General features: G+C 63.8%; 25 protein-coding genes. 4 read left to right on the top strand and 21 right to left on the bottom strand.

Annotated elements, in window-relative coordinates:
* Nucleotides 1-34 precede the first annotated feature (34 nt).
* Nucleotides 35-748 (top strand): cyclic nucleotide-binding domain-containing protein, encoded by a 714-nt coding sequence (locus tag QTH91_RS11295; RefSeq protein WP_286660172.1) that lies wholly within the window; start codon nt 35-37, stop codon nt 746-748.
* On the opposite strand, the gene QTH91_RS11290 is transcribed toward QTH91_RS11295, so the two are convergent.
* The 9 genes from QTH91_RS11290 to QTH91_RS11250 form a co-directional block, all read right to left on the bottom strand.
* Nucleotides 738-1,025, bottom strand: coding sequence for a FixH family protein (locus tag QTH91_RS11290; RefSeq protein WP_286660171.1), 288 nt, complete (start codon nt 1,023-1,025; stop codon nt 738-740). The genes QTH91_RS11295 and QTH91_RS11290 overlap by 11 nt on opposite strands.
* Entirely contained in the window at nt 1,022-2,455 is a 1,434-nt protein-coding gene (ccoG, locus tag QTH91_RS11285) for a cytochrome c oxidase accessory protein CcoG (RefSeq protein ID WP_286660170.1), read from the bottom strand. The genes QTH91_RS11290 and ccoG overlap by 4 nt, the downstream gene beginning before the upstream one ends.
* Nucleotides 2,456-2,472: 17 nt before the next feature.
* The gene (gene ccoP, locus QTH91_RS11280) at nt 2,473-3,381 is read right to left on the bottom strand and encodes a cytochrome-c oxidase, cbb3-type subunit III (RefSeq protein WP_286660169.1); all 909 of its coding nucleotides are present in this window, start codon (nt 3,379-3,381) and stop codon (nt 2,473-2,475) included.
* Between the two features lie 31 nt (nt 3,382-3,412).
* Complete coding sequence (locus QTH91_RS11275; protein WP_286660168.1) at nt 3,413-3,553, bottom strand: cbb3-type cytochrome oxidase subunit 3; 141 nt, start codon at nt 3,551-3,553, stop codon at nt 3,413-3,415.
* Between the two features lie 23 nt (nt 3,554-3,576).
* Nucleotides 3,577-4,206: a cytochrome-c oxidase, cbb3-type subunit II gene (ccoO, locus tag QTH91_RS11270; RefSeq protein ID WP_286660167.1), complete on the bottom strand. Its 630-nt coding sequence runs from the start codon at nt 4,204-4,206 to the stop codon at nt 3,577-3,579.
* A gap of 24 nt (nt 4,207-4,230) precedes the next feature.
* Nucleotides 4,231-5,682 (bottom strand): cytochrome-c oxidase, cbb3-type subunit I, encoded by a 1,452-nt coding sequence (ccoN, locus tag QTH91_RS11265; protein WP_286660166.1) that lies wholly within the window; start codon nt 5,680-5,682, stop codon nt 4,231-4,233.
* 75 nt (nt 5,683-5,757) lie between these two features.
* Nucleotides 5,758-5,895, bottom strand: coding sequence for a cbb3-type cytochrome oxidase assembly protein CcoS (gene ccoS, locus QTH91_RS11260; protein WP_286660165.1), 138 nt, complete (start codon nt 5,893-5,895; stop codon nt 5,758-5,760).
* 6 nt (nt 5,896-5,901) lie between these two features.
* Nucleotides 5,902-8,283 carry a heavy metal translocating P-type ATPase gene (locus QTH91_RS11255; RefSeq protein ID WP_286660164.1) on the bottom strand — a complete coding sequence of 794 codons (2,382 nt, stop codon included), beginning with the start codon at nt 8,281-8,283 and terminating at the stop codon, nt 5,902-5,904.
* 14 nt (nt 8,284-8,297) lie between these two features.
* Nucleotides 8,298-8,720: a universal stress protein gene (locus tag QTH91_RS11250; RefSeq protein ID WP_286660163.1), complete on the bottom strand. Its 423-nt coding sequence runs from the start codon at nt 8,718-8,720 to the stop codon at nt 8,298-8,300.
* Nucleotides 8,721-12,228: 3,508 nt separating this feature from the next.
* On the opposite strand from QTH91_RS11250, the gene QTH91_RS11245 reads away from it, so the two are divergent.
* Nucleotides 12,229-12,732, top strand: coding sequence for a hypothetical protein (locus tag QTH91_RS11245; RefSeq protein ID WP_286660162.1), 504 nt, complete (start codon nt 12,229-12,231; stop codon nt 12,730-12,732).
* A gap of 356 nt (nt 12,733-13,088) precedes the next feature.
* Here QTH91_RS11245 and QTH91_RS11240 read toward each other — a convergent pair whose 3' ends face one another.
* Genes QTH91_RS11240 through QTH91_RS11215 form a run of 6 tightly spaced genes read right to left on the bottom strand, consistent with a single transcriptional unit; the run spans nt 13,089 to nt 18,043 of the window.
* Nucleotides 13,089-13,754: an RraA family protein gene (locus QTH91_RS11240; RefSeq protein ID WP_286660161.1), complete on the bottom strand. Its 666-nt coding sequence runs from the start codon at nt 13,752-13,754 to the stop codon at nt 13,089-13,091.
* An 11-nt stretch (nt 13,755-13,765) separates the two neighbouring features.
* Entirely contained in the window at nt 13,766-14,494 is a 729-nt protein-coding gene (locus QTH91_RS11235) for an amino acid ABC transporter ATP-binding protein (RefSeq protein WP_286660160.1), read from the bottom strand.
* Between the two features lie 22 nt (nt 14,495-14,516).
* Entirely contained in the window at nt 14,517-15,269 is a 753-nt protein-coding gene (locus tag QTH91_RS11230) for an amino acid ABC transporter permease (RefSeq protein ID WP_286660159.1), read from the bottom strand.
* 2 nt (nt 15,270-15,271) lie between these two features.
* Nucleotides 15,272-15,967, bottom strand: a complete 696-nt coding sequence (locus QTH91_RS11225) for an amino acid ABC transporter permease (protein WP_286660158.1) — start codon at nt 15,965-15,967, stop codon at nt 15,272-15,274.
* Nucleotides 15,968-15,987: 20 nt separating this feature from the next.
* The gene (locus QTH91_RS11220; RefSeq protein ID WP_286660157.1) at nt 15,988-16,809 is read right to left on the bottom strand and encodes an ABC transporter substrate-binding protein; all 822 of its coding nucleotides are present in this window, start codon (nt 16,807-16,809) and stop codon (nt 15,988-15,990) included.
* Nucleotides 16,802-18,043, bottom strand: coding sequence for a pyridoxal phosphate-dependent aminotransferase (locus QTH91_RS11215; protein WP_286660156.1), 1,242 nt, complete (start codon nt 18,041-18,043; stop codon nt 16,802-16,804). Before QTH91_RS11215 ends, QTH91_RS11220 begins: the two co-directional genes overlap by 8 nt.
* 66 nt (nt 18,044-18,109) lie before the next feature.
* Between QTH91_RS11215 and QTH91_RS11210 the strand changes: the two genes are divergently transcribed.
* Complete coding sequence (locus tag QTH91_RS11210) at nt 18,110-19,090, top strand: LysR family transcriptional regulator (protein WP_368389463.1); 981 nt, start codon at nt 18,110-18,112, stop codon at nt 19,088-19,090.
* Nucleotides 19,091-19,286: 196 nt separating this feature from the next.
* On the opposite strand, the gene QTH91_RS11205 is transcribed toward QTH91_RS11210, so the two are convergent.
* The 4 genes from QTH91_RS11205 to QTH91_RS11190 all read right to left on the bottom strand — a co-directional run bounded on the left by QTH91_RS11205 (nt 19,287) and on the right by QTH91_RS11190 (nt 23,952).
* Nucleotides 19,287-20,081 carry a cupin domain-containing protein gene (locus tag QTH91_RS11205; RefSeq protein ID WP_286660155.1) on the bottom strand — a complete coding sequence of 265 codons (795 nt, stop codon included), beginning with the start codon at nt 20,079-20,081 and terminating at the stop codon, nt 19,287-19,289.
* A 106-nt stretch (nt 20,082-20,187) separates the two neighbouring features.
* On the bottom strand, nt 20,188-22,077 hold the full coding sequence (locus tag QTH91_RS11200) for a TRAP transporter large permease (RefSeq protein ID WP_286660154.1): 1,890 nt from the start codon (nt 22,075-22,077) through the stop codon (nt 20,188-20,190).
* A 4-nt stretch (nt 22,078-22,081) separates the two neighbouring features.
* Complete coding sequence (locus tag QTH91_RS11195) at nt 22,082-23,098, bottom strand: TRAP transporter substrate-binding protein (protein ID WP_286660153.1); 1,017 nt, start codon at nt 23,096-23,098, stop codon at nt 22,082-22,084.
* 47 nt (nt 23,099-23,145) lie between these two features.
* Nucleotides 23,146-23,952, bottom strand: a complete 807-nt coding sequence (locus tag QTH91_RS11190) for an SDR family NAD(P)-dependent oxidoreductase (RefSeq protein ID WP_286660152.1) — start codon at nt 23,950-23,952, stop codon at nt 23,146-23,148.
* Between the two features lie 87 nt (nt 23,953-24,039).
* Here QTH91_RS11190 and QTH91_RS11185 point away from each other — a divergent pair, with 87 nt between their 5' ends.
* Complete coding sequence (locus QTH91_RS11185) at nt 24,040-24,888, top strand: IclR family transcriptional regulator (RefSeq protein ID WP_286660151.1); 849 nt, start codon at nt 24,040-24,042, stop codon at nt 24,886-24,888.
* Nucleotides 24,889-25,173: 285 nt separating this feature from the next.
* Here QTH91_RS11185 and QTH91_RS11180 read toward each other — a convergent pair whose 3' ends face one another.
* Nucleotides 25,174-25,953, bottom strand: coding sequence for an SDR family NAD(P)-dependent oxidoreductase (locus tag QTH91_RS11180; protein ID WP_286660150.1), 780 nt, complete (start codon nt 25,951-25,953; stop codon nt 25,174-25,176).
* A gap of 15 nt (nt 25,954-25,968) precedes the next feature.
* Nucleotides 25,969-26,940 carry a Bug family tripartite tricarboxylate transporter substrate binding protein gene (locus QTH91_RS11175; RefSeq protein ID WP_286660149.1) on the bottom strand — a complete coding sequence of 324 codons (972 nt, stop codon included), beginning with the start codon at nt 26,938-26,940 and terminating at the stop codon, nt 25,969-25,971.
* Nucleotides 26,941-26,952: the final 12 nt, after the last annotated feature.

Raw genomic sequence — 26,952 nt, 5'->3', positions numbered from 1 at the left:
GGGCGCTGCGGCGACTGGCCACAATCAAAGGAACATGATCTGCAACAAGACTTCCAACCAGGTCGCCTGCTCCGCCTGCAACTTGCGCGAGCTTTGCATGCCCGTCGGGCTGCAGTCCGACGAACTGGAGCGCATCGATGGGCTGGTCTCGACACGCCGTCGCCTGCGGCGGCGCGAGACGCTCTTTCACAACGGCGAGAAGTTCAGCGCGCTGTTCGCCATCCGCTCAGGAACGTTCAAGACGCGCGTGGCCAGCGAGGATGGGCGCGACCAGGTCACCGGCTTTCAGATGGCGGGCGAGATCCTGGGCCTGGACGGCATCGTGAGCGACCAGTACAGCTGCGACGCCGTGGCGCTCGAAGATGCGCAGGTCTGCGTGATTCCGTTCGACCGCGTCGAGACCCTGTCGCGCGAGGTGCCTGCGCTGCAGCGGCACGTGCACCAGATCATGAGCCGCGAGATCGTCCGCGACCATGGCGTGATGCTCTTGCTGGGCAGCATGCGGGCCGAGGAGCGGCTGGCGGTGTTCCTGCTCAACCTGCTGCAGCGGCTGCATGCCCGCGGCTTCTCGCGCTCCGAAGTGCTGCTGCGCATGTCCCGCGAGGAGATCGGCAGCTACCTCGGGCTGAAGCTCGAAACGGTGAGCCGCACGCTGTCGAAGTTCATGGAAGACGGCATCCTCGACGTTCAGCAGCGGCAGCTGCGGGTGCTGGACGAGCAGGCCCTGCACCGCATGGTCAATTCCTGAGGAGCGCGGGCACGTCCTTGTCGGGCGTCATCGCGTGGTTGCGTCCCATCTGTGCGGGAATGTGGGCCTTGTCGGGCGACTTGGCACGTTCGCCGAGCGCGATGCCCTTGGCGTAGTAGTCGGGGTCGACCACCGCATCGGGTCGAGCCAGGGCGATCCACAGGGTCAGGAATCCGGCGACGACCACCGCCGCCGGCAGCCCCAGCACCAGCCACATCGCACCGGTGCGCCACCAGGGCAGGCCGGGCGTCGAATGCATTTCCTCGATCGTTTTCATCGTGGCACCAGGAAGATGGATTTCTCGGAAACGCGCAGGCTGCCTGCGGCGTCGGTGATGTCGAAGTGGATGGGGTGGGAGCCGGACTGCGCGCTCTCGGCCGGCATCTGGACCCGCACCGCCACCCAGCGGGCCTGCGCCGGCCCCACGGCGAAGACATCGTCGGATGCGAGTGCCAGGCCCGGCAGGCCGTGCACGCCGATGCGCAGCACTTGCTCATGCTCGGTGGCGTTCATGATCTGCAGGCTGTAGACGTTTTCCAGCCGGCCGCCCGCGACGATGCGCGCGAGCGCCGCGCGGTCGCGCACCACGTCGACCTTCAGCGGCATGCGCATCGCCAGACTGACCGCCAGTCCCACGGTCAACGCCAGCAGGACCACGCTGTAGAGCAGCACGCGCGGCCGCGCGACGCGGCGCAGCATTCCCGCGCGGTCCCAGCCTTGCGCCAGGCCGTTCTCGGTCGCGTAGCGCACCAGGTTGGGCAAGCGGCCGACCTTGACCATGACCTGGTTGCAGGCGTCGACACAGAGGCCGCAGCCGATGCATTCGTACTGCTGCCCTTGCCGGATGTCGATGCCGGTGGGACAGACCTGCACGCACAGGCTGCAGTCGATGCAGTCGCCAGCGCGCCGCTCGGCCGCCACCGGCTTCTTCGCGAGCGGCGCGCGCGGCTCTCCGCGCTGTCCGTCGTAGCTGACGATGAGGGTGTCTCTGTCGAACATGGCACCCTGGAACCGGGCATAAGGGCACATGTACTTGCACACCTGCTCGCGCATGAAGCCGGCATTGCCGTAGGTGGCCAGCCCATAGAAGATGACCCAGAACACTTCCCATCCGCTCATGCGCGTCTGCAGGAAGGCCATGGCCAGTTCGCGGATGGGCGTGAAGTAGCCCACGAAGGTGAAGCCGGTCCACAGGGCGATGGCGAGCCAGACCAGGTGCTTGAACCACTTCTTGACCAGCTTCTCGAGCGAAAAGGCTTCGCCGTCGAGCCGGATGCGCGCGCTGCGCTCGCCCTCGATGCGGCGCTCCACCCACAGGAAGATCTCGGAGTACACGGTCTGTGGGCAGGCATAGCCGCACCACAAGCGCCCCGCCACCGCGGTGAACAGGAACAGCGACAGCGCGGAGACCACCAACAGGCCCGAGAGATAGATCAGATCCTGCGGGTAGAGCACCAGGCCCAGGATGTAGAAGCGCCGAGAGGCCAGGTCGAACAGCAGCGCCTGCCGGCCGCCCCACTCCAGCCACGGCATGCCGTAGAAGAACAGCTGGGTGGCAAACACCATGGCCCAGCGCCAGCGGTTGAAGAGCCCGCTGATGGCGCGCGGATAGACCTTCTTCGAGCGCGCGTACAGGCGCACCTCCGACGCCTCTTGCAGCGCGATCGGGATGATCCTGGACGGTTGGCCTGAAGACGGCTTGTTCATCACGTTGCCCCGGCCCTTCAGTGCGCAGCCTTGTTGGACAGCCCCCAGACATAGGCGCCCACCACGCGGATCTGCGCCTCCGTCAACCGGCCTTCCTGCGCGGGCATGGTGTTGTGCTTGCCGTTGTTGATGATCGACACGATGGCCTCTTCACCGAAGCCGTGCAGCCAGACCTCGTCGTTCAGGCGCGGTGCGCCCAGCGCCGGGTTGCCGACGCCGCCGATGCCATGGCAGGCGGCGCAGGCCGAGAACTTGGACCGCCCGAGCTGAGCGCGCACCGAATCCGTCGACCGGCCCGAGAGGCTCAGCACGTACTGCGCCAGGTTGCGGACTTCGTCCGAGGTGCCTACGGCTGCGGCCATGGGCGGCATGACGCCTTCGCGGCCCTTGGTGATCGTCTGCAGGATGGCCTCCGGCGAGCCGCCGTGCAGCCAGTCGTCGTCGGTCAGGTTGGGAAAACCGCGGCTGCCGCGCGCGTCGGAGGCGTGGCATTGCGCGCAGTTGTTCATGAAGATCCGCTCGCCCACGCCGCGCGCAGCAGGATCGTGCGCGATCTTCTCGATCGGCAGGTCGCGCCAGGCGGCGTAGACCGGCTCCATGGCCGTCTGCGCCTGGGTGCGTTCGGCCTGGTACTGGCCCTGTGCGCTCCAACCGAGGCGCCCGTCGCTGCGGCCCAGGCCCGGGTACAGCGCGAGGTAGATCAGGCCGAAGACGATGGTGATCACGAACAGCCCCACCCACCACATCGGCAGCGGATTGTTGGCCTCTCGCAGGTCTTCGTCCCACACGTGACCGGTGGTGTTGTCCGCACGCACCGGCACCTTCTTGCGCGCGGTGATCCACAGCAGCAGCGCACATGCGGCGATGCTGGCCAGGGTGATCCAGGTCACGTAGTCGGCCCAGAACTGGTTGATGAAGTCGCTCATGGCAAAGGGTCCGGCCCCAGGTTGTTGGATGTCATTCCTCGCCGTCGAAGGGCAGCCGGGCTGCCTCCTCGAAGCGACGAAGGTTGCGGCGGGAATAGGCCCACAGCACGATGCCGGCGAACAGCACGAAGCAGGCTACGGTCGCTGCGGCGCGAATGTCGTTGAGGTCCATGTTCGGGTCTCCTGCGAGTGGCGCTACCGCAGGGCCAGGCCCAGCGATTGCAGATAGGCGATGGTGGCTTCCATCTCGGTCTTGCCCTCCACCTGCTTGCTGGCGGCAGCGATCTCCTCGTCGGTGTAAGGCACCCCTACACGGCGCAGTGCGCGCATGTGGGCGGGCAACGCTTCGGCGTCGACGAGGCGCGTGGCCAGCCAGGGGTAAGCAGGCATGTTCGACTCGGGCACGAGGTCGCGCGGATTCATCAGGTGAATGCGATGCCACTCGTCGCTGTAGCGGCCGCCGACGCGGTGCAGGTCGGGCCCGGTGCGCTTGCTGCCCCACTGGAAGGGATGGTCGTAGACGAACTCGCCCGCCACCGAATAGTGGCCGTAGCGAAGCGTCTCGGAGCGGAAGGGCCGCACCATCTGCGAGTGGCAGCCGTAGCAGCCTTCTCGCAGGTAGATGTCGCGCCCTGCGAGTTGCAGCGCGCTGTACGGCTTGACGCCTTCGATGGGCTGCGTGGTCGAGCGCTGGAAGAACAGCGGCACGATCTCCACCGCCCCGCCGATGGCGATGACGATGAGGATCAGGACGATCATCAGGAAGTTGTTGGTCTCCACCTTTTCGTGGGTGAAGCCGCGTGGGGTGTCGGCAGGCGTGCTCATGGGTCAGCGCTTCTCTTTCTTCGATCAGGCGTGCGAGGGGGCCAGCTCCGGCACCGGTGCACGCACCGACCGGCCGGACATCACCGTCATCCACACGTTCCAGGCCATGAGCAGCATGCCGCTCAGGTACAACAGGCCGCCGCCCAGGCGAACCAGGTAGAAGGGGAAGGTGGCCTTCACGCCCTCCACGAAGGTGTAAGCCAGCGTGCCGTCGGGGTTGACCGATCGCCACATCAGGCCCTGCATGACGCCCGCGATCCACATGGCCGCGATGTAGAGCACCACGCCGATGGTGGAGATCCAGAAGTGCAGTTCGATGGCCGGCACGCTGTACATGCTGGTGCGGCCATAGATGCGCGGGATGAGGTAGTAGAGCGACCCCATCGAGATGAAGCCCACCCAGCCGAGCGCACCCGAATGCACGTGGGCGATGCCCCAGTCGGTGTAGTGGCTGAGCGAGTTGACCGTCTTGATGGACATCATCGGCCCCTCGAACGTGGACATGCCGTAGAACGACAGGGCAACGATGAGGAAGCGCAGCACGGGGTCGGTGCGCAGCTTGTGCCAGGCGCCCGACAGCGTCATCACGCCGTTGATCATTCCGCCCCAGCTCGGCGCCAGGAGGATGAGCGAGAACACCATGCCGAGCGACTGGGTCCAGTCGGGCAGCGCGGTGTAGTGCAGGTGGTGCGGCCCCGCCCACATGTAGGTGAAGATGAGCGCCCAGAAGTGAACGATCGACAGCCGGTACGAATAGACCGGCCGGCCCGCCTGCTTGGGGATGTAGTAATACATCATCCCCAGGAAGCCGGCGGTGAGGAAGAAGCCCACCGCGTTGTGCCCGTACCACCACTGCACCATGGCGTCCTGCACGCCGGCGTAGACCGAGTAGCTCTTCATCCAGCCGGCCGGCATCGAAGCGCCGTTGACGATGTGCAGCAGCGCCACGGCGATGATGAACGCGCCGTAGAACCAGTTGGCCACATAGATGTGGCGCACCTTGCGCTTGGCGATGGTGCCGAAGAAGACGATCGCGTAGGCCACCCACACCACCGCGATGGCGATGGTGATGGGCCATTCGAGCTCCGCGTATTCCTTGCCGCGAGTGAAGCCCATGGGCAGGCTGATGGCCGCCGCGACGATGATCGCCTGCCAGCCCCAGAACACGAACGACGCCAGCCCGGGCGCGAACAGCGGCACCTGGCAGGTGCGCTGCACGACGTGGAAGCTGGTGGCCATCAGCGCACAACCACCGAACGCGAAGATCACCGCGTTGGTGTGCAGCGGCCGCAGTCGGCCATAGCTGAGCCACGGAATATCGAGGTTGAGCTGCGGCCAGGTCAGTTGCGCGGCGATCACCACGCCGACCAGCATGCCCACCACGCCCCACACCACCGCCATGATGGCGAACTGGCGCACCACCGAGTCTTCGTAGATTGCCCTCGCGGGGGAATCCGTTTCGTACGTCTGCTGCATGAGGCCTCTTCTCTCCGAGCTTTTTCTCTGTGGCGCCAGTGTGTTGCGCGCAAGAGGACGGCCTTTTGATTCAGATCAATCGTTGTGCAGGATGCGCTCGCCTTCTCGGTCGACGTCGTCGAACTGGCCACGCTCCACCGCCCAATAGAGCGCCGCCAGCACCAGCAGCACCAGGCCGACTGACAAGGGAATGAGCAGCAGCAGGATGTTCATGATGGGTCAGCCCACGGAAGGCGCCGGCCTCGACAGGCGTGCGGCATTGGCCACCACGACCAGCGAACTGAGCGCCATGCCCAGCCCCGCCAGCCAGGCGGGCAACCATCCGGCCAATGCGATGGGCACGCACACGAAGTTGTAGGCCGCGGCCCAGCCCAGGTTCTGGCGGATCACGCTCAGTGTCTTGCGCGCCTGCAACCAGGAACTTTCAACGGTAGCCAGACGCTCGCCCAGCACGATCAGGTCGGCGCGTTGTTGTGCGAGTGGCGCGGCCTGCCGGCCGAAAGCCATCGACACATCGGCGCGGGCCAGCACCGGGCCGTCGTTGATGCCGTCGCCCACCATGAGCACGCGCCGGCCCTGGGCTTGCAGGGCGCGCAGGTGGTCGAGCTTGTCTTCAGGCCGGCAACCGCCGCGGACGTGTTCGATGCCGATGCGCTGCGCCAGCGCGGCCGCGGCTTCGACGCGGTCGCCGGAAAGCAGGTGCACCTGCAAGCCCTGCGCGCGCAGCCGCGCGACAGTGTCTGCGGCGTCAGGGCGCAGATCTTCCACCAGCACGAAGCTGGCTGCCCAGCCCTGTTCATCGGACAGGTGCACCTGGATCGATGCAACGTCCAGCGGCGACACACCGCACCAGGCCGCCGAGCCGAGCCGCATCGAATGCGGCCGCGCCGTCGCGTCGCCATGCAGCCGCAGGCTTGCCTGCAGGCCTTGGCCGCCGTGCTCGTTGCAATGGACAAGGCGCCAGCGGTCCAGCGCCGGCTCTGCCACGGCATGCCAGGCCTCGGCGAGGCCGCGTGCGGCCGGGTGCAGCGAAGCCGCAGCCATGACCGCCGCGCGCTCCAGCGCTTCGCGCGGGCGCAAGCCACGACGGCAGTAGATGCGATCCAGCCGCGCCGGCTCGCGGGTGAGCGTGCCGGTCTTGTCGAAGACCACCGTGTCGATGCCCGCCAGCGCCTCCAGCGACTGCAGTTCACGCACCAGCACGCCCTCGCGCGCCATGGCACCCGCGCTGGCCAGCATGCTCGACGGCGCGGCCAGGGAGAGCGCACACGGGCAGGTGACGATCAACACCGACACCGCCACCATCAGCGCCTGGCCGTGGCCTTCGGGCCACCACAGCGCAGCAGCCAACGCGGCCGCAACCACGACGAACAGGAGAAAGGGCCGCGCCACCCGATCGGCAAGCTGGACCAGACGCGGCTTGTCGAAGGCGGCGCTGTCCATCAATGCGGCAATGCCGGCCAGGCGCGTGTCGGCGCCGAGTGCCTTCACCTGCATCTGCACGGCGGCGCTCAGGTTGTGCGAGCCGGCCAGCACGAGCTCGCCTCGCGCGCGAGGCAGGGGGTGCGACTCGCCGGTGAGCAATGCCTCGTCGACGAGCGTGTCGCCATCGATCAGGCGGCCGTCCGCCGGAAAGCGCTCGCCGGGCAGAACCTGCAGCACATCGCCCAGGGCAAGTTGCCCGATGGCCACGCGCTCGAAGCTCAGGCCATCCGCCCGGCGACGGCGCGCATCCTGGGGTGCATCGGCGGTCAATCCCTGCAGGGCGATGGCGGTTCGCTCTTTCAGGCGCGCCTCGATCAGCCGGCCACTGAGCAGGAAGAACACGAACATCGAAAGTGAATCGAAGTAGACCTCCTGCCCCAGCGGACCGCCGGGGTCGAAGGTGGCCACGCTGCTGACCACGAACGTGATGCCGATGCCCAGCGCTACGGGCAGGTCCATGCCGATGCTTCGGCGACGCAGATCGCGCAAGGCGCCCCGGAAGAACGGGCCGCTGGAAAAGAAGAGCACCGGCAGGCAGAGCACCCACGACGCCCAGCGCAGCAACTGGGCGCTGTCCGCACTCAGCTCGCCCGGCCGGGCCGTGTACGCGGGGTAGGCGTACATCATCACCTGCATCATGCAAAGCCCGGCCACCAGCCATCGCCAGAGTGCGGTGCGGGCATCGCGCCGCCGTTGCTCGCGCGCCTGCAGATCGCCCGCCGGCGCGAGCCCGTAGCCCGCTGCGGCAGCCGCCCTCACCCACTGCGATGGCCGCGTTGCGCCCGACACCCAGCGCACGCGGGCGCGTTCGTGGCGCGCATCCACATCCACGCGCTCCACGCCTGGCAAGCCGGCCAGCGCCGACTCCAACTGGAACGCGCAAGCCGCGCAATGCATGCCCCGCACCACGAAGTGCGACTCCCAGCGCTGCGGCGGCGCATGGCCTGCCGCCGCCACGGCAGCCGAACCCAGCGGGCGGCTGAACGACGACCAGTGCTGCGGATCGTCGATGGCTTGTGAAAGGTCGGAGGCGTGATCACGCGCGCGCTGAGGTGCAGCCGCCGCGCCACCCATCGCGTCGGCCAGCGGCGGACCGACTGCCAGCGAAACGTCCATGCTCGGCTGGACGATCAACGCACCAGCATCACCGGCGTACTGCAGCGGGCCAGCACCTGCGTGGCGACCGAACCGAGCACGAGGTTGCCCAACGCGCCATGGCCGTGGGAACCCATGACGATCAAATCAAACCCACCTTGCTCGGCAAACGCACAGATCTCGTCGGCGGGCCGCCCGACGCGGTGCGCGTACTCGGCCGCGAAGCCATGTTGGCCGAGGTACGCGCGGATCGGATCAAGCACCTTGCGCGCCTCGTCGTCGTAGTAGCCGCGCAAGACGGGGCCGCTGAGAAACGAGGCCGGATGCGGCGGCACGGGGAACACCGCGGTCAGCACCACATAGCTGCTGTTGGCGCCCAGCGACTCCTTGTGGGTGCCCAGGTAGTCCAGCATGCGCTGCGTGTATTCGCTGCCGTCGACGGCGAGAAGGATTTTCATGAGGCTGCTCCTGGGGTTGGGATCGGTGTCTGCTGTGGGTCAGCGGCTGTGCGCGCGAAATGCGCGGGGCCGATGGCGGGCGAACACGTGAGGAGCAGCTTAGAAGGCGTGAGGGATGGGGGGTTGATGCAGATCAAAGGGCTCGCTAGGGCGAGCGAATGACGGCACGACGTGGCGCGCGAGGCTGCGGGCCAGAAAACAAAAAGCCCCTGATTCCGTTAGGAATCAAGGGCTTGGAATTTTGGTGGCCTGGGGCTCTCCCACAAGATGTCCGCCAACCCGCATGAAATCTAGGTTTCCTCGGTTCAACGCGTCACAGTTACTGCAACAGTTACTGCGCCACTCGTTCGGAAGGAAACCTGCATCCCGCCACGGCCAAGCGTCGCCAGAATAGCAGGAACCACGCAGACGTCCCAGGATGCGCACCATAGATCCACGCGGGTTCAAAGACGGTCAACCCTTCTACTATTAGTCGCCGAGGGATGCGGCAGTTTGCGGAGGCTATGCAACAGGTCCTCGTGCAGACGCGAAAACGCGCGACCAAAAATGGCGGTGCCTTAACGTCCGATTCGGCATGCTGCGGCTGAGCCATGCGAGAAGCCTCGCCAGCTTGCTCGCCGTCAATCTGGATGACCAGAACGATGAAGGCCAAGACCTTTCTGCGAGCACGCCGCTGAGGGCTTGCCGGTCCTTTCAGCGGAGGCTTGGCACGCATTGCCTTTTGACGCGGCAGTGAACTCCCACTTGAGCGAAGTCGAACTCGCAGAACGGTCGGATCGCGCCCGTCGGCTTGTGCGGCAAAGCTAAGTGCAGGAGGTAGAGGCGCTTCTGGCCCGGGCCAGCGGATGCCGAAATGCTTGGTGCCATCGTCGCGTTTGGCGAAGCGACTGTCCGCAGCACGAAATATGTCCAGCTCGATCTCCAATTGAAGGGAGTACGGCTCGACCTCGGTGCGACTGATCACCAAGCTGCCCGGAAATGAATATGAGTGGCGCTCTTCTGGTCATGAGCTCAACCCTGGCCCACTAAACCTGATTCGCACTTGCAATGCCGGGCGCTTCCGCCGCGTACATCTGGCGCGCCGCTCGCGCATTTAGGTCATTCGTGCGGCGAACGGCACGCGCCGCCACTTCAACTACACCTCGCAACAGGGCTAATTTGGCAAGCATAGCGCCCATCCGCGAGAGTTGCTCCGCGTATCGGGTGCACCGAATCTCAAGAGCCCTAGCGTTTAGCACCTCGCATAGCGTGCCAGCCCTATTGCAACCAGCCGTAAATTAAATCGTAGACGATGCATCAAGAGTGGCGGGCATATTGCCTGCTCAACAGGCCAACCTAAGACCGCACCCTACCTTGCCTTGCTCTTCTGCAAATTCCATGCGATCTGGCAAGCGATCATATAGTTGCAGATGGGTCTGAGCTTTCAAAATATGGCCAAGTCGACCTTCACAGCGCAGGGCTCGCGCCTTTGACAAATCACGTCATTGACGCATCCCGGGTGCCCACAATTATCCACGCCCTGCACCGCGCTCAGGCACGAAGTGCATTGCGACCGACGAGACTCAATGATGGCATATGCATTCAATTATTGCGATGCGGCAGCAGTGATTTTAATTTTGACGTCCGACGACCGTCATCGACGACTGTAAGCGCAAATCAACTCCGTGGAATTGGGTGAGCTTCGAAAGCTCTCGATGGCTTGTGAGTCGGATCTTTTTGCGAGATTCCTTCATTGCCGCTTTTTTTGATTCGACTCAAAACCGAACGCCATCCTTGATTTTTCGTCCAGATCAAATTTAGGCAAACCTCGCCCCAGGCAATTTCGCCATGCAAATTTCAGAGGCCGGCCGGTGTGAGCGTTATCTGGTGGTGTTATTGCAAGGTTCGCGAGGGCGTTATCCGCACTCATTTTCCGATCCAAGTTTCGGCCCCATCCCCACGTTACTGCAAGAAATCGATGCAGGCCTTGATCGGTTCGAAGTTCGTCCCCCATGGAAAGGGCAGGATGCGGACGATGAAGTCGTTCGCATAAGAGAGCAAACGCCCATTTCTGGCCACAGCTGCTGGATCACTGTGCGATGAGGAAGCCCACTTAGCACACTTCCCGGTGCATCCCAAACTTGTCAGATCTGACGCGACTCCTTCGTTGCCTTTTGGGGAATGCTGATTTATTTGAATCAGCGGCGCTTGTCCGTCCAATTTAACTGCCGATTTGCGATGCGCCTCTTCAAAATGCCTCCGGTGGGCCCGTTCTGACTTGAAATTGGTGAGCGCGCTAGAGATCTCGACGCTGCGAGCCGGCGGCGCTGGTCAAGCGCCTTTGACTCATGGCGAAGGCAAGAATGTTCCACGGGCAATAACGTCAAAGGGCGACCGACGGATTTGAAGCCTCTGCCGTGAGGCGCCGTTGGTGTTTCCTCGACCCTGCCGTCAACCGTCAACCGTCAACCGTCAACCGTCAAACTTCGAACGCGAATTGGCCGCGTCGGCGCAGCATCGAACCCGAAGTTTCGCAAGCGAAGCGCTCGGCAACGAAGTTGACCGTGGGCTGTTCTTCGCGTGCAGAGCCCACGGCAGGCGTCCGAGGAACTACGTGCACGAAAGGCGTCGCAAGCGAAACGTTCGTGAGCGTATGCACCCGATTCCGGAGACTAGTTCGACAACGTATTCGCGCTTCGCATTCGGAACTTGTTGGATGCCGTAGCTGCAGCTTGGTCGATCTGAAAAGCTTCGTACGCGAGCGCTTCCCAGCCTCGATCGCGAAACTTCGCCCCCGCAATCGATGACTGCGAAGAGGAGGGAAACAGGTGACAAGACGCCGATGGGACTTTCGCGAGCGACGCCTTCGCAGGCGCATGTTCCGCTGACGAGAATTTTCGTGTTCGGAGCTTGGCGAGACGGCAGGATGGCAGCACCCCACTAGACGCCTTGCTGACCCTGCTCACCAATATCGTTTGCTTTGACCGTCTGCAGATTGACCACGCGTTCGTGGATGCCTGGAAGCGAGACACGGGCCGGCTGTCTCCTCTTGAGAACCTCGAGGTACTCGAAGTCGTCGACTACTCGCCGAGCGGTGGTCAAGTCGGTCAGTTCCGCAAAGTGATGCTCGGGGAGTTGTGCGTCACGCCATCGTTAAGCTCGTCAATGCAAAGGATCCAAGACGAATGGTCAGAGAGCCGCGGAGCGTCTGATCCGCATCTATCTGCGTTAGTTTGGGGGACTGCGGGCATGCTTGCACGAAGTCACGTGACGGCTACCCCCTACTACGGTCATCCTCTTCGGCGGCGATTGATAGCCGAGACGCGAATGTTTTTGCCAAGGAACAGCGCTGTGGAGCAGTTCGAGGCGTTTGTCCGAACGAAGCGCACAAAGATGTTTAGGTATCGAGCGGAGCAACTCACTGGAACTCTAAGCCATTTGGTGCTGCCACCGATCGCTGTGAACGTGATCGAGGAATCGTCCAGCATTGAAGACTTGATTCCGACCGCATTGCAAGTGCGCGATCAAAATGTACGAGAACATTCTCGGCATCATTCGAGGCGCCGGTCGCAGCATTGAGCAGAGCTCATCGCGCACACGTGCATTAGACGAAGAGACATTGCGTGACATGTTTCTTGTGCCTTTGAACGCACACTTCGGAAACGCAACGGGAGAGGCCTTCAACGTCAACGGTAAGACCGACATATTGATTCGACACGAGGCGGGGAACCTTTTCGTCGCAGAGTTCAAGATCTGGGGCGGGGACAAACACTTTCTCGCGACGATTGATCAGCTTTTGAGCTACTTGTCGTGGCGTGATACCAAAACGGCCATCGTTGTATTCAATCGGAACGTCGGATTCTCAGCAGTCGTCGCTAAGATGCGTGAGCTTGTCAGGACGCACCCATGCTATGTGAGCGGTCCCACGCGACTCGACGAGACGAGCGACAGCTTTGTCTTTTCGTTGCCGCAGGACCAGGACCGTCGAGTAAACATTGCGCTGTTAGCTTTCGACATGGGGGCTAAGACATGAGCCCTTGCTTTCGACTCTGGGTGGCGATCTACGGCTAGCTTTTGAGCGGTCCGTGGTTTCGCCGACCACCTGAGCCCTTCGAAAGACTTGGCGCTCGCGCGCGAACACGATCCATCTTCGTGACTCCCGCGGTCACATGGCTCCCGTTCGATCTCTGACGTTGCCAAACCGAGGGCGACTGGGATGACGGAGAAGCGCCGAAATGCGGCCGCTCGCGTCGCAAGCGGGGAGCGTCGGCTTTCGCTGCACAACGGTCTTCGCCGGTTCATCTACCGAAGCGACGGGGCTCCTTTTGCGGTCGTCGCGAACTGCTCAAAGTGACGCTTGGATGAGCTCGATAAAAACTCGGCCCTCCTTCATCCCAAGCCGTGCGCTGCAAACATCTTGTCCATCCACGACTGGCGAACGTTCCCTGTCAGGATCTCGTCGCGGATGGCACGCTCCGCCGCGGCCGTGCGCTCCGCCGCACTCATCAGGCGATCCGCTTCGGAGGGCGCGAAGACAACGAGACCATCTTCGTCACCCACGATCACGTCGCCAGGCTGCACCACCTGACCACCGATGCTCACCGGAACGTTGATCGATCCTGGGCCGGTCTTGAACGGTCCGCGGTGCGTTGCCTCCCGCGCATAGCAAGGAAAGTCGGCCTCAAGGAATGCGGCGGAATCCCGAATGGCGCCATCGACGACGAATCCGGCGCAACCCCGTTGTTGTGCGTAGGTCATCAACAACTCGCCGACGATCGCGTTATTCGTAACCCCACCTGCGTCCACCACCAGCACGTGACCGGGCGAGATCATGGAGAGCGCCTTGTACGTCAGCAGATTGTCGCCTGCGCGTACCTTGACGGTCACGGCAGTACCGATCAGCTTTCGTGACCGATGGAAACGACGCAAGCCAAGGATGCCCTCGAGGCGCCTCTGGTTGTCGCTGATGTGGGACGTGGGGACGCCGAGAAAGGCATCGACCAATTCCTTGCGGGGTGCTGGTGAAACCTCGTTGATCGTGAAGTTTTCGTTCATGGCGTTGGGCCTCAATGTGCTCGGAGGTCTGACAGGAATTTGCGGGCGCGATCCGTCTGCGGTGCGGAGAAGAAGCGCTCGGGTTCGGCGGTTTCGACGATGCGCCCCTGGTCCATGAACCACACCCGGTCGGCGACTTCGCGTGCGAAGTTCATTTCGTGGGTCACGCACATCATGGTCATCCCATCGCGCGCGAGCGCCTTCATGACCTGCAGCACCTCGCCGACCATTTCCGGATCGAGCGCGCTGGTGGGTTCGTCGAACAGCATGGCCGGAGGATCCATGGCGAGCGCTCGGGCAATCGCGACACGCTGCTGCTGACCACCAGACAACTGGGTGGGAAACGCATCAATCTTGGCGGCCAAGCCGACGCGAGCGAGAAGTTGCTCTGCCCGCTCCCTCGCCTCCGTTTTGCTGCGCTTCAAAACGATCGTCGGCGCAAGCATGATGTTCTCGGCCACCGACAGATGAGGGAACAGGTTGAAACTCTGGAACACGAATCCGACGTGGCTGCGGAACTTGTTGAGATCGAGCGACCGCGCATGGATGTCCTGCCCGTCGAACGTGATCCGCCCCTTCTGGATTTCCTCGAGGCGATTGACGGTGCGAATGAGCGTCGACTTGCCCGACCCCGAAGGCCCGCAGACCACCACCACCTCGCCTTTGCCGATCTCGGCATCGATGTCGTTGAGGGCGTGGTAGTCCGAATACCACTTGTTGACGCGCTCGAAACGGATCATGGAAGAAGCAGATGTCATGGCATCACTCCGCGATTGCGGGAACGGCAATGGGTAGGGATGGCGTCGCCGCAGCAGCCGGCGCGCCCATGCGCCGGCGGGCGACCCGTCGCTCCAGGTGGCGCGCGAGTTGTGTCAGCGTGAAGCACAGCACGAAATAGATCGCGGCCAGGATCGCGAAGACCTGGAACGGCTTGGTCATCAGGGAACTGTTGATCTGGTTCGCCGCGAAGGTCAGTTCGTTGACGCTGATGACGTAGCCCAGCGACGTTTCCTTGATGGTCGAGACGAACTGGCTCAGCATCGAGGGGACCATGTTGTAGAGCGCCTGCGGAAGGACGACCCTGCGCATCGCCTGCATGTAGCTCAGACCCACAGCGCGCGCGGCTTCGGTCTGGCCTTTCGGAAGCGAATCGATGCCGGCACGCACGATCTCCGCGATGTATGCGGCCTGGTAGACCACCAGCGTCACGAGCATCGTGCTGAAGCCGCTGACCGGGCGGCCCAACAAGGCCGGCAGGAAGAAATACACCCAGAAGATCAGCATGAGCAGCGGCACGCCGCGCATCACGTAGACAAGAGCGGTGGCGGGCCAGTACAGCCACCTGAACGGGCTGATGCGGGCGAGCGCCAGGACCACCCCGAGCGGAAACGCGAGAGCGACGCCGAGCACGGAGAGGATGAAGGTGATCGCGAGGCCGCCCAGCGGCCCGTTGGGGTACTGCCCCACGAGCAACAGGGGCCCGTGCTCACGCAGGATGCTCAGGATGTCGTTCATGGCTATCTCGCCGCAAGGGCCCAGCGACGCTCGGCCAGATTGCCGGCGAGCATGATTAGGAGCGAGAACCCGAGATAGACGACTGTGGTGAAGAGATAGATCTCCACGGTCTTGAAGGTCTGGGTTTCGATCTCTCGCGTGGCATAGGTCAGTTCCGCGACGCCGATCGTCATCGCCAGCGCCGTGCCCTTGAACAGCAGCACCGTGTGGTTGACGAGCGTCGGCAGCGCGATCCGAAGCGCCTGCGGCAGGACAACGAGGCGGAAGGACTGCAGATAGCTCAATCCCAATGCCCGGGCGGCCTCGAGTTGCGACTTGGGGATCGCGCGGATGCCGCCGCGCAGGTCTTCGGACACGTAGGCCGACATGGCGAGCGAGATGGAGATCGTGGCGAAGATGAACTCGCCGCCGTGGCGATTGATCCAGACCTGCAGCTCGGCCGGAAGCAACGCGGCAATGCCGAAGTACCACAGGAAGACCTGCACCAGCATCGGCACGTTCTGGTGGTACTCCACCCAGGCGGCCACCAGGCCGCGCGCCACGCGGCTCGTGGTCATGCGCGCAAGGGCGAGCAAGGTCCCGATGAGCATGGCCAGCAACCACGCGAGAGCCGTCAGCTCCAGCATCGTGACCAGTCCGTTCGCGATCATCCGCGGGTAGTCGCCGCGCAGAAGCACCGAGAAATCGACGGGATTCATGGGGACGGTATCGCCGGGCGCTAGCCCTTGATCGGCTCGATCTTGAAGCCGCGACGCATGTCGTACGTCGTGCCGGTGCCCAGCCACCTGTCGAAGATCCTCGTGGCTTCACCCGACTTCTCCATGGACTCCAGCACCTCGTTGACCTGCTTGAGCATCGCCGGTTCGCTCTTGCGAACGCCGATGCCCCAAGGTTCGGAGAACAGTTCCGGCTCCAGGATGTCGATCGGCGCCGTTGCCTGGACTTCCTTCTGCCACTTCACTAGCACCAGTTCCGAGACCGCGATGCCGTCCGCCTTGCCCTGCTGCAGGGCCAGGAAGACGGCAGGCGGGTCCTGGTAGGTGACGGTCGTGACATTGGGGATCACCTTGCGGGCGCCGGCCTCCGACGTGGAGCCCTTGGCGGCGGCGACGCGCTTGCCCGAAAGGTCTGCCGGCTTCTTGTAACCGTCGACCCGCCGTGTCGCCACCTTCGTCAGGCTCACGTAGTAGCCGTCGCTAAACGCGATCTCCTGCGCCCGTTCCGGCGTCCAGCCCAGGTTCGCCGCGAGGACATCCACGCGACCCTGCTGCAACTCGGGGATCCGGGCGGGCACGGCCACCATCTTCACTTCGAGCTTCACGCCCAGGCTCTTAGCCAGGGCGGCGCAGAAATCGACGTCGTAGCCCTGGATTTCGCGCGTCTGCGGATTCGGGAAGCTGAACGGCTCGGCGATGCCCAGGGTGCCGCAAACCAGCGAGCCTCTTTGCTTGATGTCGGCCAGTTGATCGGCATGAGCCAATCCAGCGGAAAGCGCGGCCACTGCGGCAAGGGCAAGCGATGGGATGGAAAGCTTATGCATGGTTGGTTTCCTTCAAAGTGGTCGGAGCGGTCACGAGGGACGAAATGGCCTGGGCAAGCGCGGAACAGCCCGCCTCAATCTGTTCGATCGACGTCGCGAAGGACATTCGCACATAGCCGGGCGCACCGTACGAGCTGCCGTCGATGGCGGCCACGCCGGCTTCGTCGAGAAAGAACATGATGACGTCCAAGTCGTCGGCGAGCGTCTTTCCGGATGTCGTCCTGGCGCCAATGAGGCCGGCCACCGACACGAAGGCATAGAAGGCACCGTCCGGTCGGGGGCAACGAATGCCGGGAATCTTGTCGAGCAACTCGACCATCCGGTCACGCCGCGCCTGAAACAAGGCCTTGGCCTCGGCCACGCAATCCTGCGGACCTTGCAGTGCAGTGACGGCGGCGACCTGGCTGACCGTGGTGGCGCACGACACGCTTTGCGTGAGCAAGAGCGTGATGGCTTTGATGAGCGGCACAGGCCCGGCGCCGTAGCCGATCCGCCAACCCGTCATCGCATAGGCTTTCGATACGCCGTTGACGATGAGAAGACGGTCTTTCAGCTTCGGCTCGACCGCTGCGATCGAGACGTGACGCACGTCCCCGTACGAGAAATGCTCATAGATTTCATCGGTCATCAGCCAGACATGGGGGTGGCGCAACAGAACGTCGGCCAGCGCCTTCAGCTCCTCGGGCGAGTAGATCGCACCGGTCGGATTGTTCGGAGAATTCAGGATCAACCAGCGCGTGCGAGGTGTGATCGCCTGATCCAGCGCATCGGCGGACAGCTTGAATCCGGCGCTCTCGTCGCACTGCACGATCACGGGCGTTCCCCCGTGCAACGCAACCATGTCCGGGTAGGACACCCAGTACGGCGCGGGAACGATGACGTCGTCCCCGTCGCCGACCGTGGCTGCAAGCGCGCTATAGATAATGTTCTTGGCGCCGCACCCCACCACCAACTGCTCGGGCCCGTAGGTCAGGCCGTTCTCCCGCTCCAGTTTCTCGGCAATGGCCCGGCGAAGCGCCGGGATGCCGGCCGAAGCCGTGTATCGCGTCTGACCGGAGGTCAGGGCGGACACCCCCGCCTCCACGATATGCGAAGGCGTGGGGAAGTCTGGCTCCCCAATGGTGAAGTCGATGATGGTGCGACCCGCGGCGCGCAGTTGATCGACGCGGAGCTTGGCGCCCATGCTCGGGGATGGCTTCACGGAATCGAGGCGGCTTGCGAGCGGGTAGGTCATGGGAGGCTTTGCGTTCGGTGTGAGCGCAATTCTTCATGGACATCCGATTCGAAAAAAGCGATATTTTTGAATTCAAAGCAATCACTTTTTTCGATGCATATCGGGTTAGCCCCAGGACCACGCACCATGATGACGTTCAAGCAACTAGAGGCGATCTACTGGGTCGTGCGGCTCGGAGGCTTTGCCAAGGCGGCGGAGAAGTTGCACACCACGCAGTCCGCCGTCTCCAAGCGCATCCAGGAACTGGAAGCCTTGTTCGATACGCCCCTGTTCGACCGCACCCTGAGGACCTCGCGATTGACGGAAAAGGGAGAGGAGATGGTGGCCGTCGCCAAGCGGCTGCTAGAGCAGCGCGACTTGGCCGTCGAGCAGTTCCAGAAGCCCGAGATCGTGGAGCGCCAGTTCAGGCTCGGGATCACCGAACTGACGGCAATGACATGGCTGCCCAAGCTGGTGGCGAGGATCCAGGCCTTCTATCCCAGGGTCACCATCCGGCCTGCGGTGGAGACCGGCCTCGCGCTGCGCGACAAACTCCTGGCCGACGAACTGGACCTCGCCATCGTTCCCGATGCGTTCCAAGAGCCGCGCTTCACCGCCCACCCGGTCGGCACCGTGGAGGTGGTCTGGATGTGCAAGCCGGGCTTCGTGGAAACACGAAGGCCGCTGAGGCTGCATGAACTGGGCAGGTACCCCTTGCTCCTGCAGACCCAGTCCGCGACGAACATGGTGCTCGACCGCTGGCTCGACTCGCAGGGCGTGAGGCTGACGAGTTCGATCAGCAGCAACAACATGCTGGCGCAGATCGGCATGACGGTCTCGGGATTGGGTATCACCTACCTGCCGCTGCAATGCCTCAACCCGATGATCGAGAGCGGCATGCTTGCAACCATCAAGGTGACGCCTTCCGCGCCGGAAATGGCGTATGTGGCCATGTACCGTTCAGAGCAGCGAAGCTCGCTCGTCAAATCGATAGCCATGCTGGCGCAGGAATGCTGCGACTTCTCCAGCATGTTCCAAACAGAGGAATCGGTTGCCAGAGGGACGTAGTCGCTTTTCGACAAAACTCTGGATCAAGACGTCGATTGGTCGGCTATCAGGCGATTGGACCTCCTCCACCAAGGCCCGCCCTTGGCCGCGATACGGCGCTCGCACGGTAAGACCGCAACGGGCACTGACGGGCATGTCGCGGTGCGCCGCGGAACTTCGGCTTTCGCTGCAGAGCAGCCTACCCCTCAGAACCCGGTCAAAACCCGAAGAGGTCTGGGCGTTGCCCATCCAACCACTCAATGGGGCCCTCGCTCCACCCGATCAAATGCGCCCCGAAGCCGCTCTTCATGTAGACGTTCGCGTCCGGTTCGATCACGCAAAAGCCCCCCGCAAGAACCAGTTGGCCATTGACCTGGATGCCACCTCCGAGCACGAAGATTTCAATGAGGCTGCGTGCACGGAACGCCGGTACGCACGTCCCCGGTATGAGCGTGAGCGCGGCATTGCGGAAGTCATGCCGCGTTCCGCGGTAGTCGCAGATCAGCTGTCGCGACATGCCTGCCACCGCCGTCGGCCACGCTGGTAGCTTGGCGAGCGTCAGACTGACGTCTGGCGACTCTTCCGGGCGCGGATTCAGAAAGGTTTCGGTCCTTCCGCCCGCGTGCAAGTGCGGCGCTTCCTGCTCCCCGACACCTGGCGCATAGAGAACCGGGCCATCCAGTCGTGATGCCATCATCGTCGGCACGTAGGCGATCGCGTCGTGCGTGGCGGCCGGCATGTTGATGCCCATCTGACCCGCGACGGTAGTGCCGGCGTAATCGGTCAGCCCGCCGCTGAGCATGTAGCTGAAGGCGATGTCGACGTGGTGATGCAGGCCGGAGGAGCTCATGGTTTCAAACCCGAGCAGGCCAAGGAAGCGGCCCGTCTCGCGGTTTTCATGAACGGCGGCCATGCGCAGCCCGGGGCGGGACGCATCGACCCAGCGCAACTGTTCACGGTGCGTGGCATAAACGCGATCGGCTCGTGTGGAAATCAGGGGAGCGAGGGACATGGAGTTCTCCGTGGGAAGTCAATCGGCGTGCCCGCCCCCTGGGACAGGAAGGTCGGAGCAACAATGGAAGGCCGGTGTGGGCGCGAATGAACGAGACTCGCCAGCGCTACAGCGCGACCGTGGAAAGCCAAGGCACGGCAGCGATCACGATCACCCCCACCAGCAAGGCCGCCAGGTAAGGCCAGATCGCCCGCACCACGTCGTCCGGACGTGCGTCGCCGATGCGGCACGCAATGAAGAAGCCAACGCCAATCGGCGGCACCATCAGCCCGACGTTCATCGCACAGACGATCACCATGGCGTACTGCACGTCGTTGATGCCGAGCTTCTTCGCGATCGGGAACATGATCGGTGCCAGCAACAGGACCGCGGGAAGCCCTTCGAGCAGGCATCCCAGCAGCAGAAACACCAGAATCGACACGGCCATGAAAGCAATTGCGCCACCGGGCAATGTCGTGAGGAACACCGACAACTGCTGCACCACGCCGCTTTGCGTGATCGCCCAAGCCATCGCGGAGGCCGCACCCAACACCAGCAACACGGCACCCGACAGCGCGGCAGTGTCCACCAGCATGTCGTAGAACTTGCGCACGCCAATGCCGCCGTACATCAGCTGTCCGATCAGCAGCGCATAGGCCACGGCCACGCTGGAGACCTCGGTGGCCGTCGCGACCCCCTCCCCCACGGCACTGCGAATCAGGAAGGGCAGTACCAGCGCAGGCGCAGCCACCAGTAGCAGGCGCCCGACCACTCGAAGCGGCGATCGTACGGCGCCGCGCATGTCCTCGTGCCGCGCTTTCCAGCGCGCGAGGGCCACCAACGCCACAAGCAGCACCCCTGCCACGACAAAGCCCGCGTTGAACAAGCCCGCAATTGACACGCCGGCCACCGCGCCCAGCACGATCAGCACGATGCTCGGCGGCACGGTGTCGGCCATGGCCGCGCCGGTGGCCAACAGCGCCACCATCTCGCCGGGCTTGTGACCGCGGCGCTTCATCTCGGGGAAGAGCGCCGGCGCCACGGTGGCCATATCGGACACCTTGGAACCCGAAATGCCCGAGACGATGAACAGCGAACCCAGCAGCACATAGGACATGCCAGCCTTCACGTGTCCGATCAGCGACGCGAGGAAGTTGATGATCGCCTTGCCCATGCCGGTGTGGTCGAGCACGCAGCCCAGCAACACGAAGATCGGGACCGACACCAGCACCAGCGAGGACATCCCTTCGTCCATGCGCCCCACCACCACCTGCAGCGGGATATGGGTCGAGAAGGCCAGGTAGCTTACCGCGCCCACCGCAAAGCAGAACGCGATCGGCACCCCTGCGGCCAGGCAGACCGCAACGAATCCGACCAGGAAGATGAGGATGTTGAAGGTCCCCAACTGCGCGAGCTGGGGCGACATCAGCCAGCAGGTGCCGGCGACGGCCATGGCCACGACCGCCGCCACCGCCAGTGCCTGGAAAGATACGCTGCGACGGGCATAGAACAGCACCAGCACCAGCATCCCGACGAAACCAAAGGCCAGCGCCCCGACCCGGAAGGCGTTGGGAATGTCCAGCGCCGGCGTGCGAATGAACCACTCCTCCTGGGCATAGCTCAGGGCGGGCTCGATCAATGCCAGCAGCACGGCCGCCACCGCAACCAACGCAAAGGCATGGACGAACTCGCGGGCGCGAGGCGGCAGCTTTTCCGCAAAGAGCGTCAGGCGCAGGTGTTCGTTGCGGTGCACGGCGATGATCGCGCCGATCATGGCCAGCCAGATGAAAGCGATCGACACCGCCTCGTCCATCCAGGTCACCGGCAGTGTGAAGAGGTAGCGCGAGGTCACGCCGGCAAGCAGCAGCAAGGTGATGGCCGCGACCAGGCCCGCACCCGCGATTTCCAGCGGCCGCATCCAGCGCGTGCCCAACCGGGCGGCGCTTGGTTCCATGCTCTCGCCGTCGGAACCCCATGCCGGCACTTCGGCCACCGGCTGACCCATTGGCACGCTCATGACTTCAGCCCAGCTTGCCGGCCGATCGTTCGAGCAGACCCCAGGCCTCGTCGCCGAGCTTGCCCTTCCATTCGGCGTAGAAGCCACCGGCGCGCAGCTTCTCGCGGAAAGCATCGGGCTTGGGCGCGCTGAAAGTCATGCCCTTGGACGCCAGTTCCTTCTGCATCGACTCGGCCTGCTCGGCAAGATCGGTACGCTCTGCAAGTGCGGCCGCATTGATGTTGCGCGCGACGATCTCGCGCAGGTTGGTGGGCAGGCGTTCCCATGCACGCCGGTTGCCCAGGAACCAGAAGCCGTCCCACATGTGGTTGGTCAGAGCGCAGAACTTCTGCACCTCGTACATCTTCAGCGCCATGACGCCGGTGAGCGCGTTCTCCTGGCCGTCCACCACCCGGGTCTGCAGCGCCGTGTACAACTCGGAGGCGTTGATGCCGACCGGTGCCGCATCAAAGGACTTGAACATCGAGGTCCACAGGGGCGACACCGGCACGCGGATCTTGAAGCCCTTGAGGTCGTCCGGCGATTTGATCTGCCGGGTGCCCGAGGTCACCTGGCGGAAGCCGTTGTCGAAGATCCTGTCCATCGCCACCAGGTTGGCCTTGCCGATCTGTCCCCGGATGTACGCACCCAGATCACCATCCATCGCCTTCCAGACCGTCGGGTAGTCGCTGAAGGCAAAGCCGATGCCGCTGATGGCCGCGTGAGGCACCAGCGTGGCCAGGATCAGCCCCGACAAGGTCATGAACTCGATGCCGCCCGCGCGCAACTGGCTCAGCATGTCGGTGTCGGACCCCAACTGGCTCGCGGGGAACACCTGGATGTCGACCCTGCCGTTGGTCTCGGCCTTCACCTTCTCGGCCATCTCCTTCGTGCGAATGTTGAGCGGATGCGCCGGTGGCAGGTTGTTGCCGTACTTGTAGGTGAACTCGGCCTGCTGGGCCATGGCAAAGCGGGCGGGCAGCGCGACGCCCAGGGTGCTGGCGGCGGCGACCTTCACGAGGCTGCGTCGTGTGATGGACATGGTTGTCTCCTGTCTTCTGGTGAGGTGGGGATGGAGTGCCGCAGCCCTCAGGCTGCGAGTGCCGGAGCTGGCTCAAACAGGTTGCGAACGAGCACGCCGCTCGCGAGAAAGCCGCCGTCGACGGCCAGGGTGTGACCAGTGATGTAGTCGCTGCGCGCCGAGGCCAGGAACAGAACCGCCTCGGCGATGTCCTCCGGCGTGCCGAAGCGCCGCATCGGGATCATGTCGGCGTAGGAAGACTGGTGGCCGTTGCCGCTCACGCTGCGCACCATCGGCGTGTCGATGGGGCCGGGCGCGATCGCATTGACGGTCACTCCGGATTCGGCGACCTCGATCGCGAATTGCCGCGTCAGTGCGATGAGCGCCGCCTTGGAGGTGCCGTAGGCGAGCCGTCCGGTGCCTGCCCGCACGCCACTGATCGAGGCGATGTTGACGATGCGCCCCCAGCCCTTCTTGCGCATGTGCGGCAGCGCGTGCTGGATCAGCAGCATCGGCGCCGTGACATTCACCGCCATCGTCGTGTTCCAGTGGTCGACGGGGTAGTCCGCAGCCGGAATGGTGCGGGCGATGCCGGCGTTGTTCACCACGATGTCCGGTGGGCCATAGGTGTTCGTCATGGCGCGCAACGCGTCCGGCAAGTTGGCAATTTCGGCCAAGTCGACCACGACCGCCTGCGCTCGCCCCCCGGCCTGGCAGATGGCATCCGCCGCATCGGCTGCGCCGGCGGCATCGCGGTCAGCGACATAGACGCGTGCGCCCTCCTGGAGCGCGAGCTGCAACGCGACCTGCCGACCGATGCCACTGGCCGCTCCGGTGACCAGGGCAACGCGCTCGTTGTGCTGTGAGGTGCTCATGAATATGGTTCAAAATGTGATTCGATTACTGAATCGTCACACCCCATTACCCGGAAATAAAGGGCTTTTATGCGAGTGAATATGCAAATGGGTTCATCATTTGAACCTGAGATTCAGGGTAAACCAGCATCCGAAAGCGGGTCTACGGCCGCCGAAGAAACGCCCGGCGCCCAGACACTGCGCCGCGGCCTGGCGATCCTCAAGCTACTCGCGCGCTACCAGCCCGCCGGCCTGCGCATGAGCGAGATCGGCCGCAAGCTCGAACTGAACAAGGCGACGGCGGTGCGCCTGACGCGCACGCTGGTCGAAGAACGCTTCGTGAGCCAGGACCCCGGCACCCGCAGCTACCGACTGGGACCGGAATCCTTTGCCGTCGGGCTGGCGGCTGAGCCCGCCTACGAATTGCAGCGCATGGCGGCGCCGGTGCTGCGCTCATTGGCCATCGAAACCGGCGAGTGGGTGTTCTTCGCGGTGCGTCAGGGCTTCGATGCGATCTGCCTGTCCCGCGAGAGTGGCGACATCGCCTACCCCGGGTCGGCGATGAAGGTCGGAGACCATTTCCCGATTTGCGTCGGTTCCGGCGGCATTGCCATGTTGGCCGCGCTGGGCGACGACGAGATCGAACAAGCCATCTCGCAACGGGCGGAAGTCACCGCGCGCGACTATCCGAGCATCACTCCGACCGTCGTTCGCGAACTGGTGCGCGAGACGCGAGAGAAGGGCTACTGCGTCATCCCGGGCATCATGGTTCGGGGCTATTGGGGCTTGAGCGTGCCCTTGCTGCGGCAAGATGGAAGTCCCGTGGCCTCCATGATCCTCGTGACGACGGAGGCGCGCTTGAGCACGACCCGCAGGGTGGTGCTGGGCGAGCGCATGCGACGGCTGGCGCACGACCTGATGGTTCGAGCTGAGCACAAAGATACTGGCGACCGTTGACGCGCGGAGAGCGTCGAATTGAACATTGATCTGGAGAATAGCCCCCATCAACAGGCTGCTCCAGGTTGCAGCCCTTCGTCCGAGGGCCGGAGAGCGACTGCAACCCGCCCCATGACTGTTATTCGCGTGCGTGAGTCGGCGGACTGGAATCGCTGCAAGCCGCCCTACTACGCCTTCACGTAGTGGCGTGCATCAAGGCTTCCTCCCGCAGGCGATAGCCTCTTCGACACAAGCCGGCCCGGGCACAGCCCGTCAAACGTCCAGCACCTGGAAAGTGCGCACCCCTCACCGGAGCAGTTTCCAGCCACCATCGACGACGAACTCGGCGCCGGTGATGTACCCCGCATCATCGGACGCCAGGAAGGCGATCAGGTTCGCAACGTCCTGGGGCGTGCCCGCCGGGCCGAGCGGAATGCGATCGGCCGAGGCCCGCGCTTCGCCGCTGCCCGTGTTGCCGCTTCGCTGCGCACGTTGCGCCACGATGCTGTCCAGCATGGCCGTGTCCGTGCGGCCGGGATGCACCGAGTTGCAGCGGATGCGCTTGCCGCCTTGGCTCCCGAACAAGGCGACTGACTTGGTCAGCTGGGTGACGCCGCCCTTGCTCGCACCGTACGCGACGCTTTGCGTCGTTGGGTAGTACGTTCCCACAGAGGACAAGTTGACGATTGCACCCGCCCCCCGTCGAGCCATCGCCTTCATCGCCTCGCGACAGCCGAGGAAGGTGCCGTCGAGATTGACCGCCATCACGCGGCGCCATTCCTCCAGAGTGGTGAGTTCCAGCGTGCCGGACACCACGTCGCCCACGATGCCCGCCGCGTTCACCAGCACATCCAGCTTGCTGTGCCGCTCGAGGATGTGCGCGAAGACGGAACTCCAGCTCGCCTCCGACGTGACGTCGAGCATGACGGACTCCACCGTCGAGGTTCTTGCTCCGAGGTCCTCCGACTCGCGAAGATCGGCAGCAATGACGGTACCGCCTTTTTCGGTGAACAAACGGGCCGTCGCGGCGCCAATCCCGCCTGAAGCACCGGTGACCAGGACAACGCGGGCGTCGAACTTTCCCATGTCGCTCTCTTGGCCTCAGTCGAACTTCATGCCGGCATCGACGGCGATCTTTCGCCACGCCTGGATGTCCTTGGCATTGTCCGCATTGCGTTGCTCACCTGGAATGAACTCGGCCGTGATGCCCCAGTCCAGCAGCTTTGCCGATACGGCGGGATCGGTGATCGTCTGCTTCACGGCATTAGCCAGCTTGTCGAGGATCGGCTTGGGCATGTTTGGAGGCGCGAACATGGCCCAGCCCGTCCACTGGTCGAAGTCGACGCCTTGCGCCTTGTAGGTCTCCACATCCGGGAAGCCCGCGGTGGGCCGAGAGCACAGCGCCACCGGATGGATCTTTCCGCTCCGAACCGCGGCCGTACCGGTCGCCATGTCGAGCCAGGCGGCCTTGATCTCGCCGCCCAGCATCGCCGTCATAACCGGCGCCGAACCTTTGTACGGAACGTGGCTAAGCTTGACACCGGTCTTCTGGCTCAGCACCTCCGCACAGAAGTGCCCCGTCGAACCAAGCCCCCAGCTTCCGTACTGCAGAGGCTCCGGACTCTTGCGCGCATAGTCCAGAAACTCCTTCAGGTTCTTCACTGGAACATCGTTTCTCACCAGGAGCACGATGGGCGAGGTTCCAATGCCGGCGATGGTGGTCAGGTCCTTCACGGGGTCGTAGGGAAGCTTCGGATACACGGTCGGGGCCAGCGTCGTGGATGTCATGGTGCCCAGGCCGATCGTGTATCCATCAGGCGCTGCCTTGGACAACTGGGTGATGGCGATCGTCCCCGAAGCACCCGCGTTGTTGTCGATGATCACCGGCTGCCCGAGCCGCTTGGACAGACCGTCCCCGATCAGCCGCCCGACCATGTCGCCACCGCCACCCGGAGACGACGGCAGAATGAATTTGATGGGCTTGCTGGGGTAGGCGGCGTCAGGTTGCGCGTAGGTGGCTGCGGCGCCGATCAACATGGCAGCGACGAGTCCGAGTTTGGCGAATGCTTTCATGGGGTGTCTCCT

The sequence above is a fragment of the Variovorax dokdonensis genome (genome assembly GCF_030316895.1).
GTDB classification, from domain to species: domain Bacteria; phylum Pseudomonadota; class Gammaproteobacteria; order Burkholderiales; family Burkholderiaceae_C; genus Variovorax; species Variovorax dokdonensis.
The sequence above is the reverse complement of the archived record's forward strand: the minus strand, read 5'-3'. Positions and strand labels throughout refer to the sequence as shown.

Coding starts and splice junctions, on each gene's coding strand:
- QTH91_RS11295 (WP_286660172.1), top strand. CDS start 35: ATGATCTGCAACAAGACTTCCAACCAGGTCGCCTGCTCCGCCTGCAAC.
- QTH91_RS11290 (WP_286660171.1), bottom strand. CDS start 1,025: ATGAAAACGATCGAGGAAATGCATTCGACGCCCGGCCTGCCCTGGTGG.
- ccoG (WP_286660170.1), bottom strand. CDS start 2,455: ATGAACAAGCCGTCTTCAGGCCAACCGTCCAGGATCATCCCGATCGCG.
- ccoP (WP_286660169.1), bottom strand. CDS start 3,381: ATGAGCGACTTCATCAACCAGTTCTGGGCCGACTACGTGACCTGGATC.
- QTH91_RS11275 (WP_286660168.1), bottom strand. CDS start 3,553: ATGGACCTCAACGACATTCGCGCCGCAGCGACCGTAGCCTGCTTCGTG.
- ccoO (WP_286660167.1), bottom strand. CDS start 4,206: ATGAGCACGCCTGCCGACACCCCACGCGGCTTCACCCACGAAAAGGTG.
- ccoN (WP_286660166.1), bottom strand. CDS start 5,682: ATGCAGCAGACGTACGAAACGGATTCCCCCGCGAGGGCAATCTACGAA.
- ccoS (WP_286660165.1), bottom strand. CDS start 5,895: ATGAACATCCTGCTGCTGCTCATTCCCTTGTCAGTCGGCCTGGTGCTG.
- QTH91_RS11255 (WP_286660164.1), bottom strand. CDS start 8,283: ATGGACGTTTCGCTGGCAGTCGGTCCGCCGCTGGCCGACGCGATGGGT.
- QTH91_RS11250 (WP_286660163.1), bottom strand. CDS start 8,720: ATGAAAATCCTTCTCGCCGTCGACGGCAGCGAATACACGCAGCGCATG.
- QTH91_RS11245 (WP_286660162.1), top strand. CDS start 12,229: ATGTACGAGAACATTCTCGGCATCATTCGAGGCGCCGGTCGCAGCATT.
- QTH91_RS11240 (WP_286660161.1), bottom strand. CDS start 13,754: ATGAACGAAAACTTCACGATCAACGAGGTTTCACCAGCACCCCGCAAG.
- QTH91_RS11235 (WP_286660160.1), bottom strand. CDS start 14,494: ATGATCCGTTTCGAGCGCGTCAACAAGTGGTATTCGGACTACCACGCC.
- QTH91_RS11230 (WP_286660159.1), bottom strand. CDS start 15,269: ATGAACGACATCCTGAGCATCCTGCGTGAGCACGGGCCCCTGTTGCTC.
- QTH91_RS11225 (WP_286660158.1), bottom strand. CDS start 15,967: ATGAATCCCGTCGATTTCTCGGTGCTTCTGCGCGGCGACTACCCGCGG.
- QTH91_RS11220 (WP_286660157.1), bottom strand. CDS start 16,809: ATGCATAAGCTTTCCATCCCATCGCTTGCCCTTGCCGCAGTGGCCGCG.
- QTH91_RS11215 (WP_286660156.1), bottom strand. CDS start 18,043: ATGACCTACCCGCTCGCAAGCCGCCTCGATTCCGTGAAGCCATCCCCG.
- QTH91_RS11205 (WP_286660155.1), bottom strand. CDS start 20,081: ATGTCCCTCGCTCCCCTGATTTCCACACGAGCCGATCGCGTTTATGCC.
- QTH91_RS11200 (WP_286660154.1), bottom strand. CDS start 22,077: ATGAGCGTGCCAATGGGTCAGCCGGTGGCCGAAGTGCCGGCATGGGGT.
- QTH91_RS11195 (WP_286660153.1), bottom strand. CDS start 23,098: ATGTCCATCACACGACGCAGCCTCGTGAAGGTCGCCGCCGCCAGCACC.
- QTH91_RS11190 (WP_286660152.1), bottom strand. CDS start 23,952: ATGAGCACCTCACAGCACAACGAGCGCGTTGCCCTGGTCACCGGAGCG.
- QTH91_RS11185 (WP_286660151.1), top strand. CDS start 24,040: ATGGGTTCATCATTTGAACCTGAGATTCAGGGTAAACCAGCATCCGAA.
- QTH91_RS11180 (WP_286660150.1), bottom strand. CDS start 25,953: ATGGGAAAGTTCGACGCCCGCGTTGTCCTGGTCACCGGTGCTTCAGGC.
- QTH91_RS11175 (WP_286660149.1), bottom strand. CDS start 26,940: ATGAAAGCATTCGCCAAACTCGGACTCGTCGCTGCCATGTTGATCGGC.